General features: G+C 63.1%; 15 protein-coding genes. 12 read left to right on the plus strand and 3 right to left on the minus strand.

Annotated elements, in window-relative coordinates; translation table 11 throughout:
- Positions 1-2: 2 nt before the first annotated feature.
- Positions 3-1,778 (plus strand): cytochrome c biogenesis protein DipZ, encoded by a 1,776-nt coding sequence (locus ACMGE0_RS22675; RefSeq protein ID WP_436818155.1) that lies wholly within the window; start codon positions 3-5, stop codon positions 1,776-1,778.
- A 45-nt stretch (positions 1,779-1,823) separates the two neighbouring features.
- Positions 1,824-2,582: an alpha/beta fold hydrolase gene (locus tag ACMGE0_RS22680; RefSeq protein WP_436818156.1), complete on the plus strand. Its 759-nt coding sequence runs from the start codon at positions 1,824-1,826 to the stop codon at positions 2,580-2,582.
- A 283-nt stretch (positions 2,583-2,865) separates the two neighbouring features.
- On the opposite strand, the gene ACMGE0_RS22685 is transcribed toward ACMGE0_RS22680, so the two are convergent.
- From ACMGE0_RS22685 to ACMGE0_RS22695, 3 genes are read right to left on the minus strand one after another with little or no spacing between them, the layout of a single operon-like run.
- Positions 2,866-3,792 (minus strand): dihydrodipicolinate synthase family protein, encoded by a 927-nt coding sequence (locus ACMGE0_RS22685; protein ID WP_436818157.1) that lies wholly within the window; start codon positions 3,790-3,792, stop codon positions 2,866-2,868.
- Positions 3,793-3,804: 12 nt separating this feature from the next.
- Positions 3,805-5,169, minus strand: a complete 1,365-nt coding sequence (locus ACMGE0_RS22690) for a dihydroorotase (RefSeq protein ID WP_436818158.1) — start codon at positions 5,167-5,169, stop codon at positions 3,805-3,807.
- Entirely contained in the window at positions 5,166-5,828 is a 663-nt protein-coding gene (locus ACMGE0_RS22695) for an aspartate/glutamate racemase family protein (RefSeq protein WP_436818159.1), read from the minus strand. The genes ACMGE0_RS22690 and ACMGE0_RS22695 overlap by 4 nt, the downstream gene beginning before the upstream one ends.
- 360 nt (positions 5,829-6,188) lie before the next feature.
- Between ACMGE0_RS22695 and ACMGE0_RS22700 the strand changes: the two genes are divergently transcribed.
- The 10 genes from ACMGE0_RS22700 (at position 6,189) to ACMGE0_RS22745 (ending at position 17,937) form a co-directional block, all read left to right on the plus strand.
- Positions 6,189-6,935 (plus strand): GntR family transcriptional regulator, encoded by a 747-nt coding sequence (locus ACMGE0_RS22700; RefSeq protein ID WP_436818160.1) that lies wholly within the window; start codon positions 6,189-6,191, stop codon positions 6,933-6,935.
- A 75-nt stretch (positions 6,936-7,010) separates the two neighbouring features.
- A complete protein-coding gene (locus ACMGE0_RS22705; protein ID WP_436818161.1) occupies positions 7,011-8,303 on the plus strand; it encodes an NAD(P)/FAD-dependent oxidoreductase in 1,293 nt (430 codons plus the stop codon).
- Positions 8,304-8,583: 280 nt separating this feature from the next.
- Positions 8,584-9,462: a tripartite tricarboxylate transporter substrate binding protein gene (locus ACMGE0_RS22710; protein WP_436818162.1), complete on the plus strand. Its 879-nt coding sequence runs from the start codon at positions 8,584-8,586 to the stop codon at positions 9,460-9,462.
- Positions 9,463-9,522: 60 nt separating this feature from the next.
- On the plus strand, positions 9,523-10,407 hold the full coding sequence (locus tag ACMGE0_RS22715) for a substrate-binding periplasmic protein (RefSeq protein WP_436818163.1): 885 nt from the start codon (positions 9,523-9,525) through the stop codon (positions 10,405-10,407).
- A gap of 23 nt (positions 10,408-10,430) precedes the next feature.
- Positions 10,431-11,096: an amino acid ABC transporter permease gene (locus ACMGE0_RS22720; protein ID WP_436818164.1), complete on the plus strand. Its 666-nt coding sequence runs from the start codon at positions 10,431-10,433 to the stop codon at positions 11,094-11,096.
- 3 nt (positions 11,097-11,099) lie between these two features.
- A complete protein-coding gene (locus tag ACMGE0_RS22725; protein ID WP_436818165.1) occupies positions 11,100-11,768 on the plus strand; it encodes an amino acid ABC transporter permease in 669 nt (222 codons plus the stop codon).
- An 8-nt stretch (positions 11,769-11,776) separates the two neighbouring features.
- A complete protein-coding gene (locus ACMGE0_RS22730; protein WP_436818166.1) occupies positions 11,777-12,583 on the plus strand; it encodes an amino acid ABC transporter ATP-binding protein in 807 nt (268 codons plus the stop codon).
- Entirely contained in the window at positions 12,580-14,826 is a 2,247-nt protein-coding gene (locus tag ACMGE0_RS22735) for a GMC family oxidoreductase (protein WP_436818167.1), read from the plus strand. The genes ACMGE0_RS22730 and ACMGE0_RS22735 overlap by 4 nt, the downstream gene beginning before the upstream one ends.
- A complete protein-coding gene (locus tag ACMGE0_RS22740; protein WP_436818168.1) occupies positions 14,823-15,977 on the plus strand; it encodes an NAD(P)/FAD-dependent oxidoreductase in 1,155 nt (384 codons plus the stop codon). Before ACMGE0_RS22735 ends, ACMGE0_RS22740 begins: the two co-directional genes overlap by 4 nt.
- Before the next feature lie 13 nt (positions 15,978-15,990).
- The gene (locus tag ACMGE0_RS22745; RefSeq protein WP_436818169.1) at positions 15,991-17,937 is read left to right on the plus strand and encodes an oxidoreductase; all 1,947 of its coding nucleotides are present in this window, start codon (positions 15,991-15,993) and stop codon (positions 17,935-17,937) included.
- Positions 17,938-17,957: the final 20 nt, after the last annotated feature.

Below are 17,957 nucleotides of genomic sequence, written 5' to 3' on the forward strand. Positions count from 1 at the left end.
TGATGACGCTTCTTATCATTGCCTATCTCGGAGGCGCGCTGACGATCCTCAGCCCCTGTATCCTCCCGATCCTTCCCTTCGTCTTTGCCCGCGCCGGGCAGCCGTTTGCCCGCAGCACGCTGCCCATGCTCATCGGCATGGCCGCCACGTTTGCGCTCGTCGCGACGCTTGCGGCGGTCGGCGGAAGCTGGGCCATCCACGCCAATGAATATGGTCGCCTCGCGGCGCTCCTGCTCCTTGCCGTCTTCGGCGTCAGCCTGCTTTCTCCCCGCGTGGCAGCTACGATCACCCAACCGGTCGTCGATTTCGGCAACCGGCTGCTGAGCGCCTCGGGCAAGCCCGGTTCCGCACCGACCGCGGCAAGTTCGCTTATCCTTGGCATCGCGACCGGCCTGCTCTGGGCGCCGTGTGCTGGGCCGATCCTCGGCCTCGTGCTGACAGGCGCGGCTTTACAAGGTGCCAACCTCCAGACCACCTTGCTGCTCGCCGCCTATGCCGCCGGCGCCGCAACCTCGCTTGCCGTAGCCCTAGTGGTCGGCGGCAAGGTGTTTGCCGGCATGAAGCGATCGCTCGGCGTCAGCGAACGCATCCGCCAGGCTCTCGGCACCGCCGTGCTTGCCGGTGTCGCGGTCATCGCGCTCGGCCTGGATACCGGCCTGCTGGCACGGCTTTCCTATGCCAGCACCGCTTCCTTCGAACAGGCCGTGCTCGACCGGCTGCATGCCGATCAAGCCACCGGCGCGCCATCGGAAGTCGCCAGCAATGGCACGATGGTTGCGACCGCCGACATCGCACGGCCGTTCCGCAGCAACCTGCCGGTCGAAGGCCCCGCGCCCTCGCTCGCCGGCGCGGTCGAATGGCTGAACTCGCCACCGCTGACCAATGAGCAACTGCGCGGCAAGGTCGTCCTCGTCGATTTCTGGACCTATTCCTGCATCAACTGCATCCGCACCGTGCCTTACGTCCGTGCCTGGGCCGAAAAGTACAAGGATCAGGGCCTTGTGGTAATCGGCGTACATGCCCCGGAATTCGCCTTCGAAAAGAAGATCGACAACGTCAGAAAGGCGGTCGGCGACTTCCAGATCGGCTATCCGGTGGCGATCGACAACGACTACAGGATCTGGCGCGCCTTCGAGAACAGCTACTGGCCGGCCCACTACCTGATCGATGCCAGGGGCCAGGTCCGCTACCACCAATTCGGCGAGGGCAACTACCGCCAGACCGAGCAGGCGATCCAGGATCTGCTGCGCGAGGCCGGCGGCGAGATGGCCGCAAGCTCGACCGTGACGCCGGATGCGAAGGGTGCGGAGGCAGGCCCCGACGTAAAGAATATCCGCTCGGCCGAAACCTATCTCGGCTACAGCCGCGCCACCAACTTCGCCTCGCGGGAAACCCTGCGCGCCGATGCGCCCCGCGAATACTCGGTCGAGGAGCCTAACCTCAACGAATGGGGCCTCTCGGGCACCTGGACCGTGGGTGCCGAGCAGGCGACCCTCGACCAGGCGGATGGCGGCATCGCCTACCGCTTCAGCGCCCGCGACCTGCATCTGGTCCTTGGGCCCGGCGCTTCCGGCAAGCCCGTCCGCTTCCGGGTGACGATCGACGGCAAGGCGCCCGGAGCAGACCACGGCGCCGATACCGATCAGGACGGCTACGGCACGGTGACCGCGACCAGGCTCTACCAGCTCGTCCGCCAATCCGGCGAGGTGGAGGCGCGGAACTTCGATATCCGCTTCCTCGACCCCGGCGTCGAAGCCTACGCCTTCACCTTCGGCTGAACTTCCCTTCCCTCACACCACCCTCAAACCATAGGAGTTGAACCCATGAACCGCCGTTATATCGCAACCCTCGCACTCGCATTCACCACCAGCGTCATCGCCTTCGCGGTCCAGGCCGCGGACGTGAAGAACATCGTCATCGTGCACGGCGCGCTGGCCGATGGCTCCGGCTGGCGCAAGGCGACTGAAATCCTCGAAAAGCGAGGCTTCAACGTCACGATCGTCCAGCAGCCGATCACCTCGCTCGCCGATGACGTCGCCATGACCAACCGGGTTTTGGATCTGCAGGATGGCCCTACCCTGCTCGTCGGCCACAGCTATGGCGGCATGGTGATCACCGAGGCGGGCCATAGCCCGCATGTCGCGGGCCTCGTCTATGTCGCGGCCTTCCAGCCGGACAAGGGCGAGAGCCTGCTCGGGCTGGCAAGTTCGAAGCCCGCCGGCGGCATGAACATCCGCGAGACGAAGGACGGCCAATACCTCTACATCGACCCGGTGGCCTTCCCGAACGACTTTGCCGCCGATCTGCCGAAGGACGAGGCCGCATTCCTCGCGAAATCGCAGGTCTTCGCCTCCAAGGAAGCTTTCTCGGCCAAGATCGGCGAACCCGCATGGAAGGCGAAGAAGAGCTGGTCGATCATCGCCACCGAGGACCGCTCGATCAATCCGGACCTCGAGCGGGACATGGCCAAGCGCGCCGGCAGCGACGTGACCGAGATCAAGGCAAGCCATGCGGTCTTCGCCTCGCAGCCGGAAAAGGTGGCGGAGGTCATCGAACAAGCGGCGAACGAGGTCAGCCGTTGATCCATGACTGCGGACCGCAGTTACCCGGCGGTCCGCTTAAACCAGAACATGTTTCAATGATGATCGTAGCGCTTGGGCATCGCACTACCTTTCAATGAAGCGCCATAGCGCTGGCGTTATTCATTTGTTGAACGAAGCCAGCAGTTTGGCCCGAAACAGCTAGAGCACACCATAATGCCGCACCGCATACCCTTTGCCAAAGGACGTTCGGCTGGACACCACCTCCGAAAAACTGACCGGAGGACGATGCTGATGCCGAGTACCAGACAATACCTGTCATTCGTTACCTCAGAAGAGCGAGCTTACGCTCCTGTCGCTCGATGAGTTTTTCGACTTCCCGGACCGCGGTTGCATTCAGTGCCGCACCCGGACGGCGCTGCACTGCGCTGGCGATTGCCCCGCGTTTGGCGAGTACGTATTTGCGCACGGCGAGGCCGAGGCCCGGCTGTTGTTCGTAGCGCATCAGCGGCAGGTAAGCGTCGAAAAGGTCCTGCGCGTCCTCGAACCTGCCGGCGTTGCTGAGGCGGACGACCTCGACCATCATTTCGGGATAGGCAAAGCCGGTCATCGCGCCGTCGGCGCCGCGCTGCATCTCTTCCGTCAGGAAGACGCCCGCGTTGCCGCAGAGGATCGATGTGCGGCGGCGGCCTTTGGCTTCGGCCTCGCGGAGATCGGTGATCTTCTGCAGGCCCGGCCAGTCTTCGTGCTTGAGCATGACGATGCTCGGATGCGCTTCGAAAATGATGCCTAATATCTTCGAGGGGATCTGGACGCCGGTCGAGAGCGGGAAATCCTGCAGCACGATGGGGACATCCGTGCCGACGGTCTCGACCACATCGCGATAGTAGGCGGCGATCTGGTCGTCGGTCCTCAGCGAGGACGGCGGTGCGACCATGATGCCGGCGGCGCCGAGATCCATGACGGCCCTGGTCAATTCTCCGATCGCGGCAAGGCCCGCTGCCGAGACGCCGACCACGACCGGCCGGTCCCCGGAATGCTTCAAGGTCAGTTTCGTGACCTCGATCGCTTCCGCCTGGGTCAGTTTCGGCGCCTCGCCCATCATGCCGAGGATGGTGAGGCCATCGGCGCCCTTGTCGTAATAAAAGTCGACCATGCGGCCGACGCTCGGCGTATCGAGGGAGCCGTCTTCATTGAAGGGCGTGCAGGCGATGACGAAGACGCCTTTGGTGTGCGAATGGATCAACGGCATTGCGAGGGCTTTCTATTCGAACCAGTGGGAGATGCCGCGGCGGACATAACGTCCCGAACCCGGCCGGTTGACGACATTCTTGCCGTCGAAGGCGAGCTTGCCGCCGAGATAGGTTCTCGTGACCCGGACGGAGAATTCCCGGCCGTCGAAAGGGCTCCAGTTCAATTCATCATGCGCCTTGGAGGAATCCCAAGTGTATATCTCGGGCGAGAGGATCGTAAGGTCAGCGTCGGCGCCGATGCGGATGGCACCCTTTTGCGGCCAAAGACCGAAGAACTTGGCCGGCCGTTCGCAAAGCTGCTCGACGGTAATCGCCGCGGGGTCCAATCCCCGTTTTTCGGCTGCCGTATAGAAGGCGGGTAGCAGGGTTTCGAGTCCCGGCACGCCGGCGCCTGCATCGAAGATGGAGGGGGTGAACTTGTTGTCGATCGGCCATGAGGAATGGTCCGAACTGACGAAGGCGACCCGGCCGGCGAGGATTTCCTCCCACAGCGCATCGATCTGGCCGGGCCGGATCGGCGGGTTGACCTTCATCTTGGCGCCGAGTTCGGCGCCGTCCTTGCTCGGGTCGAACCAGAGATAATGGACGCAGAGTTCGCCCGTCGCCCGAAAGCCGTCGGCGAGATAGTTGTCGACGAGCTGGAAGCCGCGCGCGGTTGTCAGGTGGACGATATGGGCATGCGCACCGGCCGCAGCGCCGAGTTCGAGAAACTGTGCGGTGGCCGCCATTTCCGCGGAGGGCGGGCGGCTTTCGGAATGCGCCTCGATACCGTCCTTGCCGGCCGCCTTTGCGGCCGCGATATAGGCGCGGACGATTTCCTGATCCTCATTATGGACGCCGAGCGGGATGACGCTTTCCGACAGGGCAGAGAAGACGGCGAGGATCTGGTCGGAGGCAATGCGCGGGAAACGGGTGGGGCTGCTTTCGAACGTCGAGATCTTGAAGGCGGCCACACCGCCGTCGATCAGCGGCTCGACCTCCGACATGGTCTGTCCGGGCATGACGGTTCCATAAAGGGCGACGTCCGCGTGGGCATGTTCCTTGATGGCAGCGACCTTGTCCGCCAGCCTCTCCACGGTGTTCAGTGGTGCCGGATTGTCATAGGGCATGTCGACGATGGTGGTCACGCCGCCGGCAACGGCGGATGCCGTCGTCGAGCGAATGCCCGGCAGGCCGCCATAGCTGGCAGCGTGGGTCTGCCCATCGACGACGCCCGGGATCACGAGGCTGTCGCCGCAATCGAAACTTTCGGCCGCGTCAGGGGCTTCGCCCCTTCCGATCGCGCTAATCCTGCCGTCCTTGACGGCTACCCAGCCGCGCTCGATTGGCCCGTCGGGGACAACGACCGTTCCCCGTATGACAAGTTCAGCAGTCATGATGCTTTCTTTCGGTACTTGAGATCGACATTGGTGCAGGCGAGAGCCGCACCCGCCTGAACGGGATCGACCACCGGAACGCCGAGTTCCGCCTCGAGGGCTTCGCGATATCCGCCAAGCCCGGCACATCCGAGAATGATGACGTCGGCGCCATCCTCGTCGCGCAGCAGCCTGCCGGTCTTCACGATCGTATCGACCACGTTGCCGGCCATCAGTTCGACGACCGTCATGTCGATCGACCTGTCGCCGGCCAGCCGTTCCTCGATCTTCAGGCTCTTCAGATAGCGCAGGTGCCGGTCGATCGACGACTGGCCGAGCGAAACGATGCCGAACTTCTCTCCAAGGCCTAGCGCTGCGAGATAGGCGGCCTCGGCGATGCCGACCACCGGGACTTTTGCGGCTTCGCGGACCTGCCGGATGCCGGGATCGGAGAAGCAGGCGACGACGATCGCATCGGCATCAACCTCGCCGACCCGCTCGATCAGATGAGGAATGACTTCGGCGACATGCGCGTCGGTTTCGATGCCCGGCGGGGACTTGGCGAGCTCCGTGCAGGCTATGTCGTGCCGGGTGGCCTCGAACACAGGCCCCAGGCAGGTCTCCATCGACCGCGTGACGGAAGCCGAACTGTTTGGATTGATGATGAGAATTCGAGCCAAAGGGCCTCCCCGGCGAACGCGCCATCTGCAGGCAAAGACTTAAAGATATTCTTCGTGATATACCACGAAAATATGATTGTCAAAGCAATGTCATGTTCTATGGACGATATGGAAATTATCCACCGCATTTGAAAAACCGGTTGCCAGCGGCATACTTATCATATATCACGTGATATTTTAAAGACGCCCTTAAGCCTATGCCACGGGCGCTTGGAACAATGCCCTTCCTGCCTCTGCATCTCGACATCTGGAATATCAGCAGATATGCGAATCAAAGATCGTGCGATATGTAAAAAAGTCTATAGACGCGGCAGTTTTGGAGAAAAACTGTAGCGGTTCGAGATCGAGGAAGCAGAGCAGATGGCCACAGCAGTCGCAAAAGATACGATCAAACCGGCTCGGTCCGACGCAAAGGCAAATGCCGCTGGCCGCCGGAAGAAGAAGTCCGGTTCACTGACCGAAAAAGTCTATACGATGCTGCGTACCGAAATCCTGACCTGCGTTCTGGAGCCCGGCAAGGAAGTTTCCGAAGCGGAACTGGCGGAACGTTTCGACGTCAGCAAGACGCCGGTGCGCGAGGCGCTCGCAACGCTGCGCTCCGAGGGGCTGGTGCGGACATTCCCGCGGCGCGGCTACCAGATCGTTCCAGTGACGTTCGGCGACATGAACGAACTGTTCGACCTGCGCACGATCCTGGAAGCCGGCGCGGCGGAACTCGCCTGCAAGCGCATCACCGACGCCGATATCGACAATCTCAACCGACTGGCGGACGTCGTCTACGACCGTTCAGAGCAACCGAGCCTGAAGCGCTTCATTCAGGCTAACCGCGATTTTCACGTCGCCATCGCGAAGGCTTCCGGCAACGAGCGTCTTCACCAGCTCCTGACGCGGCAGATCGACGAGCTTGAACGCTTCTTCTATCTCGGCGCCCGCCTGCGCGACGTCAGCGGCGAAACCCAGAGCGACCACCATGCCATCGTCGATATCCTGAGCAAGCGCGATCCGGATGCGGCGCGCGCAGTCATGATCCGCCACAACGAGCTTACCCGACAGGGGCTTTTCCAGGCCCTTGCCTCGTCTCGAAACATCAGCAGCATCGCACTCTGAGCCATCCGCGCCTCGACAGGGCGCAGGCTTCGGTTGGGCATGCTGCAAGCAGCTGAAAACCCAATCGGAGTACGCATGGATACCTTCCACCAGTCAGTTTGGTCATTCCTGACCCGGCCGCGCGAACCTTCGGCGGCGCTTGCCGCGGATATGGACGCTGACGTGCTGGTGTGTGGCGGCGGCTTCATGGGCCTCTCGACCGCCTTGCATCTGGCAAGAAGCGGCGTGAGGGTCGTGCTTGTCGAGGCCGAACAGATCGGCTTCGGCGCCTCGGGCCGCAATACCGGTTTCGTCGTTCCGAGTCTGAAGACAATGATCGGGCCGGACGACGTAAGCTCACGCCTCGGCGAGACCTACGCGAAGCGTCTCGTTTCCCTCGTCGGCGACTCCGGCAATATTCTCTTCGACCTTGTCCGGGAGCTTTCGTTCGATTGCAGCGCCGAGCAGACCGGATGGCTGCAGCCGGCTCACTCGAAAGCCATGCTCGCCGTGCTCGAACGCCGGGCCTCCGAATGGCATCGGCTTGGCAAGAACGTCGAGATGCTTGATCGCGGGAAGACGGCCGCTCAGGTCGGAACGGATGTCTATCACGGGGCCTTTCTCGTCCCGTCCGGCGGGCAGATCAATCCCCTCGCCTATGCGCGAGCGCTCGCGGATGCCTGCGTTGCGGCGGGCGTCAAGATCTACGAAAAGACCCGCGTTCTTGGCTTCGAGCGGACGAGCCAGTGGCTTGCCCGGACGCCGGCCGGCACCGTCCGCGCCGAGCGGGTCGTGCTTGCGACCAACGGGCTTGTCGGCAAGCTGGTGCCGGAGGTGAATGCCGGCATCATCCCGGCGCGCGTTTTCCAGATCGCTACGCAGCGTTACGACGCCGAGGCGCAGAGGCGCATTCTGCCTAGCCGCTCGCCGGTCGCCGATACGCGCCGTCATACCTTTGCGGTGCGCTGGTCTCCGGATGGTCGCCTGCTGACGGGCGGGATCGTCGTGCTCGGCCCACGCGCCCTGGAGCGGGCCAAACGCAAATTCAGCAGCAGGCTGCAGAGCTTTTTTCCCGATATTGAAAAGCCGGAAGCGGAATTTTCCTGGACGGGTACGATCGCGGTGACGATGGATTCCTATCCGCGCTATTTCGATGTCGCACCGAACATGGATGCGGTGATCGGCTGCAACGGCCGCGGCGTGGCGCTGACCACGGCGCTCGGACGCGAACTTGCCAGGCACTATACGGGCGAGAGCAAGGATGGTTTCATCCTGCCGCGGGAAAAGCCGAAGGCCATCCCCATGCGACGGTTCGCAGAACTTGGCCCGAGCTTCTGGCTGCCGCTGAGCGAATTCCGGGACGCACAGGAAGGCAGAGCCCCAGTTTGATGATGTGCTACAAAAATAGGCACATGCGTGAATTTCTGACGAAGGACGGCTGGGCCGTTTGGTGAAGCGGCCCAGCACATTGCATGCCGCAAGATGATCGCCCGGGGCGGATCGGCACTGTGAAGTGCTGATCCAAAAGGCACCCGATTGCCTAAAAAATCCACATACCGATTTTCGCAAAATTGCAAAAAATCGCAAGTGCTTACAGGCTTTCGATTGACAACTGAGATATCAGAAATAATATCACGGAAATCTTGGAGTGGAGCTCGTTTTACAGACCATGGACACGGTAGATTTCATCATCCACGGCCCTCCCGGAAGCGCCCCGCCCGTCCTTGCGGAAGCCCTGCTGAAGGGCGTACGTGAGACGGCTGCCGACGATCGGGCATGGTCCACGACCCCCAAGGGTGATGATCCGGGTGTCGATGCGATGAACCTGCTGATCACCCGCAGCGGTGATCCGAACAGCATTTCCACCTGCACGCCCGTCTTCATTCAGGCCCCTCTTTTGCGGGGAATGACGCTGACGCATCGTCAGCTGACGCCGGTCGCGCGGCTTGTCGCCGACAGCTTTTTCCTCGTCGTGCGTTCCGACAGCCCGTGGAAGGACGCCAAGGAATTCCTCGCCGGGATCGCCGGTCGGACGACCCGCACCGGCGGTTATTTCAAGGGCGGCATCAATCATCTGCTCGGGCTTTCGATCGCCGAAGGCGCCAAGGCCGATGTCGAGTTTGTCGTCGTGCCAAGCGAACCTGCCGTCTGGACGGCGATGATCGAGGGGCGGATCGACTGGGGCTGCGGCGTCGCGGCCGAAATCCTGCCGCACGTGGAATCCGGCGTGCTGCGCGTCATCGCCGTTTTGAGCGAGGAGCGGTCGGAGGCGTTTCCGAACGTTCCGACGCTTGCCGAAGCGGGCGTTCCTGTGACCTTCCATCTCTGGCGTGGGCTGATGGGGCCGCCGGATCTGCCGGAAGCCGACCAGAAGCGCTGGCACGCGATCATCGAGAAGATGCGCACATCCGATGCGTGGAAGGCCTATCTCGCCCGCAACGGACAGGCGGACGCCTTCCTGCCCGGCCGGGCGTTTCGGGATTTTCTCGATAGGGAATGGGACTGGTACGAAAAGCATCTCGGAATGGCAGGCCTGTTGCCGAAGTGACGCTTTCGGACGGTCTTGGCGGACCACAAGAGTTCAGCAAACCAAAAAAGGGGAACCAACATGATGAAACGATTTTTGCAGGCCACCGTCGCCGCTGCCGTGCTGGCCATCTCAGCCGTCCATGCGCCGGCGCTGGCACAGGATGCCTCCACATTCAACACCGTGCTGGGTGAAACCAAGGGATATCAGCCGCTTCCTAAGCCCTGGAAGTTCCGCGCTCTCGTCAATCCCGGCAAGCTGACCATCGGAACGACCGGCGCCTCCCCGCCGCGTACGTTCGTTGACCCGGCGACATCCAAGCTGACCGGCAGCTATGTCGAGCTGTTCACCAAATTGGCACAGGATCTCGATCTGCAGCCGGAATTCGTGCAGCTGGAATGGGCCGGGATTCTTCCGGGTCTTGCCGCCAACCGCTTCGACATCGCCTGCGACGGCGCATCCTGGACGGCGGAACGCCTTGCCTCCGACCAGTTCTTCATGACCTCGCCGACCGCCGTCAACGCCACCGTGGCCGTGACCCGCAAGGACACCAACATCAAGACCTTTGCGGACGCCAAGTCCGCAGACCTCGGCGGCGTGCGCGGCGAAGTCTATTTCGAAGGCGCCAAGAAGGCACTTCCGGGTGCAGCGGCGACCGAATTCCCGGGCATGCAGGAATCCCTGATCGGGCTCCAGAACGGCCAGGTCAAGCTCGTCGCGATGAACCTGTCCAACGCGCTGAACGTCCTGAACACGGCGCCGAATAAGGCCGAGCTGCAGCTTGTCGGCCCCGCCCTCCAGGTCTTCCCGCAGGGTCTCTGCGTCAACCCGAAGCAGCCTGATCTCCTGATCGCCGTCAACACCCTGCTCGGCAACTACCGCGCCGACGGCACGCTGAAGAACTTCGTCGTCAAGTACGGCGGTTCCGCTGCGGAAGTCGATGCGCTGACCCGCATCGGTTACTAAGCCAAGCCGGATCGGACGCGCAGGTGACACTGGATTTCAGCATATTGGGAACTGTCTGGCCCGCGCTTCTGCGCGGGACCACGGTCACGATCAGCCTGACCTCTATCGTGCTCCTCTGCGCGACGCCGGGCGGCATTGCCGTCGCGCTGCTTCGGTCCGCACCGTCGCCCACGGTGCGTACCATCGTGCGCGCGGCGAGCTGGATCTTTCGCGGCATCCCGCCGCTTCTTCTGCTATTCCTGGCCTTCTTCGGCCTGCCGGTCGTCGGCCTGACATTGCCGCCGATGCCTTCGGCGGTGATCGCCATGACGGCCTATATGTCTTTCTACTTCGGTGAAGTCTTTCATTCCGGGCTGCAGAGCGTAGCGCGCGGCCAATGGCAGGCCTGCAAGGCTCTCGGGCTATCGCCGGCTCGCACCCTGTTCCGGATCATCCTGCCGCAGACGATACCCGCCGCATTGCCGCCCTATATCTCGCATGCGACGGAGATATTGAAGGGGACGGCGCTGGCGGCAGCGGTCGCGGTGCCGGAACTCACCAATGCGGCCAAGCAGGTCTTCGTCGTTACTTACCGGCCTTTCGAGATCCTGCTCGCGGCCGGCGCGATCTATGCGGTACTCGATGCCGGCCTTCTCATTCTCCAGCTGTATGGCGAGCGTTGGGCCGCCAGACGCAGAGCGGCGAGATAGCCCATGAGCTACTACGACCTCTTCATTCAATATTATCCCTCCCTGCTCAAGGGCCTGTGGACGACCCTGCTTCTCTCCGCCGTGACGCTTCTGATCGCGACACCGCTTGCGCTGGCCATCGCGTTGATCCGTGAGACTGGAAGCCGCTGGGTCGCGATACCGCTCGCAATTCTCGTCAATGCCATCCGGCTTCTACCGGCGCTTCTCGTGCTGTTCTTCGTTTTCTACGCAACGCCGCAGCTCGGCTACCGGCTTCAGCCGTTAACGGCGGCCATGATCGGCCTGTCGATCATGGGAGCTGCTTATATGAGCGAGGATTTCCGTGGCTGCATCGCGGCTATCGACTCGGGACAGTACAAGGCGGCCAAGGCGCTCGGTCTTTCGCATCTGCATACGCTGAGACGCATCGTTCTTCCACAGGCGTTTCCCCTGGCGATCTCGCCCTACATGACCCGCGCCATCATCATGGTGAAGGCAACGTCGCTCGCCTCGATGGTCGCCGTCGCGGATCTGACGGCAGCGGCATCGCGGGCAACGTCGATCACCTACGAACCCTTTCTCTTCATCGTCTTCGCGGGGCTCGGCTATCTGCTGATCAGCGGCTTCCTGGCGCTGTTGCAGTCTTGGGCGGAAGCGAAGATCGCACGCGCCTACCGGCTGGCACCCCGATAAGGATGACAATGGCCTCTGTCGAACAAGAATACCCGAGCAGCAACCGCGCGATGGTCGAGGCGAAAGGCCTGTTCAAATCCTATGGACAGGTCAAGGCGCTCGATGACGTCGACATCACCGTTGCAAGCGGCGAGGTCGTGGCGATCGTCGGCGCTTCCGGCTCGGGCAAGAGCACGCTGCTCCGCTGCATCAACTACCTCGATCCGCCCGATGCGGGGGATGTCTGGGTCAACGGCCATCTCATGGGCGCGGTCGAGACCGTCAATGGAACCCGCAAGGCGACCGAACGCGAAATCCGTCATCATCGCGCCGATATCGGCATGGTTTTCCAGCACTTCAACCTGTTCCCGCATTTCACGGTGCTGCAGAACCTCATCGAAGCGCCGATGGCCGTGCGTAAGATCGCGCGTGCCGAGGCCGTCGAGATGGCGAAGGCGCTTCTCGCCTCCGTGGGGCTTGCGGACAAGGTGGATGCCTTTCCATCCGAACTGTCGGGCGGCCAGCAACAGCGTGTCGCCATCGCCCGGGCTTTGGCAATGAAACCGCGGGTCATGCTTTTTGACGAGCCGACCTCGGCGCTCGATCCGGAACTGGTCGACGAGGTGCTGCGCGTCATGCGCCGGCTCGCGAGTGAGTCCATGACCATGTTGGTCGTCACCCACGAAATGGGCTTCGCCGAGGATGTGGCCGACCGGCTGATGTTTTTCGACAAGGGCAAGATCATCGAGGAAGGCAAGCCTGCCGACGTGTTGCGCAATCCTGCGCAGCCGCGGACCAAGGCCTTCATGCAGAGACTTTTGAGGCGTGGACAATGAACGTGGGAATTGGGCCGAAGATCACGGCGCTGACCGCCGGCGAGCGCGCGACGCTTGACGCACTCTGCGACTGTCTGTTCCCGCCCGGTGCGGCAACGCCCGGTGCTGTGACCATCGGCGCTTCGGATTATATCGACCATGCCCTTGCAGGCCCCTACGCTGTCTTTGTGAGCGAATACCGCGCGATGCTGGGCAGCCTCGATCAGGCGGCCGGCGGCTCCTTCGTCGGCGCGGCGGACAAGCTTGCCGTCGTCGCTGCTTTCGAACGCGACGAACTGCCCGGCCTCCTGCGCAATCCGGATCGCACGACCTTCGATCTTGTCATCCGTCACCTGCGGGAAGGCCTGTTCTCCGACCCGATTCACGGCGGCAACAAGGATTTTGCCGGCTGGAAGGCCGTCGGGTTCCCCGGCGCACAGTTTGGCTTCCGGGAAGACGAGCAGAAGCTGGACTATAAGGTTGACCGCCAGCCGCAGAGCCTGACACAGGTCTCGCAGGATGCCCGCCTTCCCGGCCTGCCGAGGACGATACCCTCGACAGCCAGCATTCCCGCCAATCCGGATGTGCTGATCGTCGGCGGGGGCGCGGTGGGCAATTTCATGGCCCTGAAATTCGTGCGCGCCGGGCTTCAGGTCGTTATCCTCGAAGCAGGCCCTCCTCGCACGGGCCGCGAACGCTCCATGGACGAGCTGCTGGCGACGGCTTTCCGCAACGAAGGCGGCGCGGCTAAATTCAACGACGAAGTGCCGACATGGCGCACGCGCCCCGGCGAAAAGGCCCGGCGCGCCGTCATGTCCCAGGGCCTGGAAACGGCGCTCGGCGGCAACTCGATCGCCTGGGGCGCTGTCGCGATGCGCTTCTACGAAGACGATTTCCGCATCCGCTCCGCGACGGCCGCGAAATACGGCGATCATCGCATTCCGGAAGGTTCGACGCTCGCCGACTGGCCGATGAGCTATGCCGAACTCGAACCGTTCTATGAAGAGGCCGAGGATCTGCTTGGCGTCTCCGGCCACGCCGGCAATCGGGAGAACCCGGAGCGGTCGCGCGGCAACCCGTTCGAGGCGCCGCGCGCCAATCCCTACAAGATGCCGGCGCTGAGGACGAGCGGTCTCGGACAGCTCTTCGCGGACAGCGCGAAGGCGCAAGGGTATCATCCCTTCCCCCTGCCCGCCGCCATCGCCACCACGTCGTGGAATGGCCGCCACGCCTGCACCTATTGCAGTTTCTGCTCGCGGTTCGGCTGTCATGTCGACGCCAAGGCTTCCGCGCAGAACACGGTGCTTCCGGAAGCCTTGGAAAGCGGCCGGCTGCATATCGTTTCCGGTGCAAGGGCTATGGAAATCGTCACCGACGAGAGCGGCCGCGCGGTCGGCGTCAACTATCTGGGCCTGGACGGCGAGACCCGCTTCCAGGCGGGCGGTACCGTCGTGGTCGCGGCCTATGCCTTCGAGAATAGCCGCCTGCTTCTGCTGTCTCGCAGCAGGCGTCACGGCCGCGGCATTGGCAACGAGACCGATCAGGTCGGCCGCCACTACATGACCCGGCAGCAGCCATCCGTCTATGCGACCTTCGAAGGCAAGCGGCTGAACCGCTTCATCGGACCCACGGCGCAGGCCATGGCGATTGCCGATCTCTCCGGCGACCATTTCGACCATAGCGACGTCGATTTCATTTGCGGCGGTCGCATCGCAGCCTTCAACCAGTATCTTCCCATCGAGGCATCGGGCGTGCTGCCGCCGGATGTGCCGCGCTGGGGCGAGGCCTGGCGCGATTTCTTCCTGTCGTCCTACAACAGCACGGCGATGCTGTTCATCGACCCGGAAATCCTGCCTTACGAAAACAACCGGCTCGATCTCGATCCGGACGTCAAGGACAAGCTCGGCCGGCCGGTGATCCGCATCACGTTCGACATCGGCGACAACGAGCGCAAGCTGATGCAATACCTGCAGGACCGGGCCGAAAAGATCGCGCTCGGCATGGGCGCGACCCGCACCTGGCGCCGCCAGTTCCTTACCGGGCCGATCAGCACGCATGACGTCGGCGGCACGCGCATGGGTAACGATCCGGCGACCTCCGTCACCAACGGGTTCGGTGAAGTGCACGACACCCCCGGTCTGGTCGTGCTCGGCGGATCGAGCTTCGTCTCCCTGCCGCCGGTCAACCCGGCGCTGACCATTCTTGCGCTCGCGCTGCGCGCTGCGGATCACATCATCAGTCAGAACACGGGAGCGGCGGCATGAGCGACGTGATCGTCATCGGCGGCGGGGTGATCGGCACCTCGATCGCCTATCATCTGGCGCGCGACGGAGCGAATGTGACGCTGCTGGACCAGGCTTTTGACGCCGCCACCAAGCCGGCGGCCACATGGGCGAGTGCGGGCGGCCTGCGTTCGCAGGGTCGCCATGCGGAAGACCAGCCCATCACCAAGCTCGCTGCGGCGCGCTGGAAAACCCTGTCGGAAGAGCTCGACGCCGACCTTGAGGCTTCGTTCGGCGGACATCTGCACATCGCCGAAATCGAGAGTGAAGTTCCGGTCATCGAGCAGCGGTTTGCAAGTGATACAGCTGCCGGGCTTCCCATCGAAAGGGTCGAAGGAAACCGTCTCCGGGCGATCGCGCCGGCACTGACCGAAAACGCCATCGTCGGCGCTTATACGGCCGGCGACGGTCAGGCACATCCGGGCCGCACGGCGCGTGCCTTCGCCCGCGCCGCTGCACGACTCGGCACGAAGACGATCTTCGGCCAGGCCGCGACGGTGAAGATGGATGGCGGAAAGGCAAGTGGTGTCGTATTGGCCGATGGCACGATCTTGTCGAGCGACCAACTCATTCTCGCGACAGGCGCCTGGAGCATCGACCTTCTGTCGAAGCTTGGCATTGCGTTGCCGCTGCGTTGGCGCGGCTTGCAAATGCTTCTCTCCGATATGGCAGAGAAGATGCTGGCGCCGACCGTGACGGCTGTCGGGCGCAATCTGTCCCTCAAGCAGACGCCATCGGGCGAATTCATGATCGGTGGGCGCTGGATTGCCGCCCCTGCGCCAACGGGCATCGGCAGCAATTGCGTCGACGCGCATGTGGCAAGGCAATGGAGCGGCGCTGCAGCAGTTCTGCCCGCGCTCCGGAGCCGCAAGCTCGCACAGGCGTGGTCGGGCGTCGAGGCGCAGTCCATCGACAGCCTTCCCTTCATCGGCCGCACCCGCATCGGCGGCCTTTATCTCGCCGCCGGGTTCTCGAACCACGGCTTCCAGATCTCGCCGCAGATCGGCGCCTGCGTCGCAAGTGACATCCTCACCGGGCAGGAGCCGCTGCTTGCGCCATTCGCACCGCATCGCCACGATGGCATCGACCCTGCAAAGGTCGCCACCTTCGTTGCCGAGCCGATCGCCTGTTGAGAGTCCAGTGCCTATGACCGCGTTCCATCATCTGCTGTCGCCCATCAAGCTCGGAAAGGTCGAGATCCGTAACCGGGTCGTATTGACAGGGCACGGCACCGGCATGCCCAAGGATGGGCGGCCGAACGAGCAGATGATCGCCTATTACGAACAGCGTGCGAAGGGCGAAGTCGGCCTGATCATGCTGGGCTCGCAGCAGGTCCACCCCTCCTCGCCCGGCATTACCGGTCTGCTGTGCAACTACGACGATACGATCATTCCGGGCCTCAGGGCCGTGTCGGATGCGGTCCATCTGCACGGTACCAAGATCTTCGGCTATCTGTCGCATATGGGTCTGGCGACTTCGGCGCGTCCCACCGCGCTCTGGTCCGCATCAGCGGTCTACGAACAGAAATACGGCGAGGTCGCCCACCCGATGACCGTGGACGAAATCGAGGAGTTGGTCGAAGCCCATGCCGATGCCGCCGCTCGCTGCGTCGAGGCAGGCATGGACGGGATCGAGGTGCATTGCGGCCATGGTCTGCTGATCCAGCAGTTCCTGTCTCCCCTGACAAACAAGCGCACAGACCTCTATGGCGGTTCGGTGGAAAACCGAGTGCGCTTTCCGCAGGCGGTGCTGGCGGCAGTTCGCAAGCGTGTCGGTCCCGATATCCCTGTCGGCATCCGCTGCTCCGGCGACGAACTGGTCGAAGGCGGGCTGACGGCCGCCGACATGGCCGAGATCGTGCCGTTGCTGGTGAAGGCCGGCGCGCTCGATTACGTGGACGTCAGTGCCGGGACCGATGGCGACCTGGTCAGCAACATGCTGCACGAGCCGCCGATGGGGCTGGAGCCGGCGCCGTTCAAATCCGTGGCGCGCCGCATCAAGGATGAGATCGACGTGCCCGTCATCCACGGCACGCGCATTCATACTCCGGCGCTGGCGGACGAGATGATCGCCGCGGGTGATGCCGACATGGCCGGCATGTGCCGCGCTCTGATCGCAGATCCTTTCCTGCCGAAGAAGGCCCGCACCGGCCAGGCGCATGACATCACGCCCTGCATCGGCTGCGAACAGGCGTGCTTCGGACGGCTTTACCGCGGCCGCCACATCAGCTGCATCGGCAACCCCGTGACAGGCCGAGAACTGGCCTACGCCCAGCTGCAACCGGTTCAGACCCCCAAACACATCGTCATCGTCGGTGGCGGACCGAGCGGGATAGAGGCTGCGGTCGTCTCCTCCCGGCGCGGCCATCGTGTCACGCTGATCGAACAGTCCGATCAACTCGGCGGGCGCATGAAGCTTGCGATGAAGCCGAAGGGCCGCGACGAATGGTCGAAGCTGCTGGCTCACAAGCTCGATCTTCTCGACCGCTTGGGCGTCGATATCCGCACCGGTACCGAAGCGACACCGGATCTCATCCGGTCGCTGCAACCCGACGAAGTCGTGCTCGCCACCGGAACGTCATTCGAGCCGCTGGATGTGGAGGGTGCAAGCTCGGCCCCGATCCTGACCGTCGACGAGGTTGTCGCCGATCCCGCAAAAGCAGGTCGGAAGGTGCTGGTCGTCGATTACCTCGACCGCCAGCCTGCGATGGTTACGGCCATCATGCTTGCGGAAATGGGCCACAGCGTCGAGATGAGCACGGCATCCTTCCATGTCGGCCAGAAGCTCGAGATCCAGAACATCACCTATTTCTACGCCAAGGCGCTCACCGCCGGGATCGTCTTCACACCGACAGTAGTGCCGCGCCGCTTCGATGGCGGCAACGTCACCTTCCACAATGTCTTTACCCGCACGGACTGTCGCACCGAGCGCTACGACACGATCGTCATCGCCGCACCCGGCGTACCGCAGGCGGGCCTAGCGGAAGCTCTCAAGGCGGCATCGATCAAGACCACCATCATCGGCGACGCCTATGCGGCGCGTGATATCGAGGCGGCGATTCTCGACGGCTTCGAAACCGGGGCCGCGGCCTGACCCTCATCGATGGACAACAG

This window comes from Neorhizobium descurainiae, assembly GCF_051400715.1.
In the GTDB taxonomy this organism is placed as follows: domain Bacteria; phylum Pseudomonadota; class Alphaproteobacteria; order Rhizobiales; family Rhizobiaceae; genus Neorhizobium.

What these genes read in the sequence shown, in the direction of transcription:
- ACMGE0_RS22700 (WP_436818160.1), top strand. Translation starts at nt 6,189, where the DNA reads ATGGCCACAGCAGTCGCAAAAGATACGATCAAACCGGCTCGGTCCGAC.
- ACMGE0_RS22675 (WP_436818155.1), top strand. Translation starts at nt 3, where the DNA reads ATGACGCTTCTTATCATTGCCTATCTCGGAGGCGCGCTGACGATCCTC.
- ACMGE0_RS22680 (WP_436818156.1), top strand. Translation starts at nt 1,824, where the DNA reads ATGAACCGCCGTTATATCGCAACCCTCGCACTCGCATTCACCACCAGC.
- ACMGE0_RS22715 (WP_436818163.1), top strand. Translation starts at nt 9,523, where the DNA reads ATGATGAAACGATTTTTGCAGGCCACCGTCGCCGCTGCCGTGCTGGCC.
- ACMGE0_RS22735 (WP_436818167.1), top strand. Translation starts at nt 12,580, where the DNA reads ATGAACGTGGGAATTGGGCCGAAGATCACGGCGCTGACCGCCGGCGAG.
- ACMGE0_RS22705 (WP_436818161.1), top strand. Translation starts at nt 7,011, where the DNA reads ATGGATACCTTCCACCAGTCAGTTTGGTCATTCCTGACCCGGCCGCGC.
- ACMGE0_RS22730 (WP_436818166.1), top strand. Translation starts at nt 11,777, where the DNA reads ATGGCCTCTGTCGAACAAGAATACCCGAGCAGCAACCGCGCGATGGTC.
- ACMGE0_RS22710 (WP_436818162.1), top strand. Translation starts at nt 8,584, where the DNA reads ATGGACACGGTAGATTTCATCATCCACGGCCCTCCCGGAAGCGCCCCG.
- ACMGE0_RS22725 (WP_436818165.1), top strand. Translation starts at nt 11,100, where the DNA reads ATGAGCTACTACGACCTCTTCATTCAATATTATCCCTCCCTGCTCAAG.
- ACMGE0_RS22740 (WP_436818168.1), top strand. Translation starts at nt 14,823, where the DNA reads ATGAGCGACGTGATCGTCATCGGCGGCGGGGTGATCGGCACCTCGATC.
- ACMGE0_RS22685 (WP_436818157.1), bottom strand. Translation starts at nt 3,792, where the DNA reads ATGCCGTTGATCCATTCGCACACCAAAGGCGTCTTCGTCATCGCCTGC.
- ACMGE0_RS22690 (WP_436818158.1), bottom strand. Translation starts at nt 5,169, where the DNA reads ATGACTGCTGAACTTGTCATACGGGGAACGGTCGTTGTCCCCGACGGG.
- ACMGE0_RS22745 (WP_436818169.1), top strand. Translation starts at nt 15,991, where the DNA reads ATGACCGCGTTCCATCATCTGCTGTCGCCCATCAAGCTCGGAAAGGTC.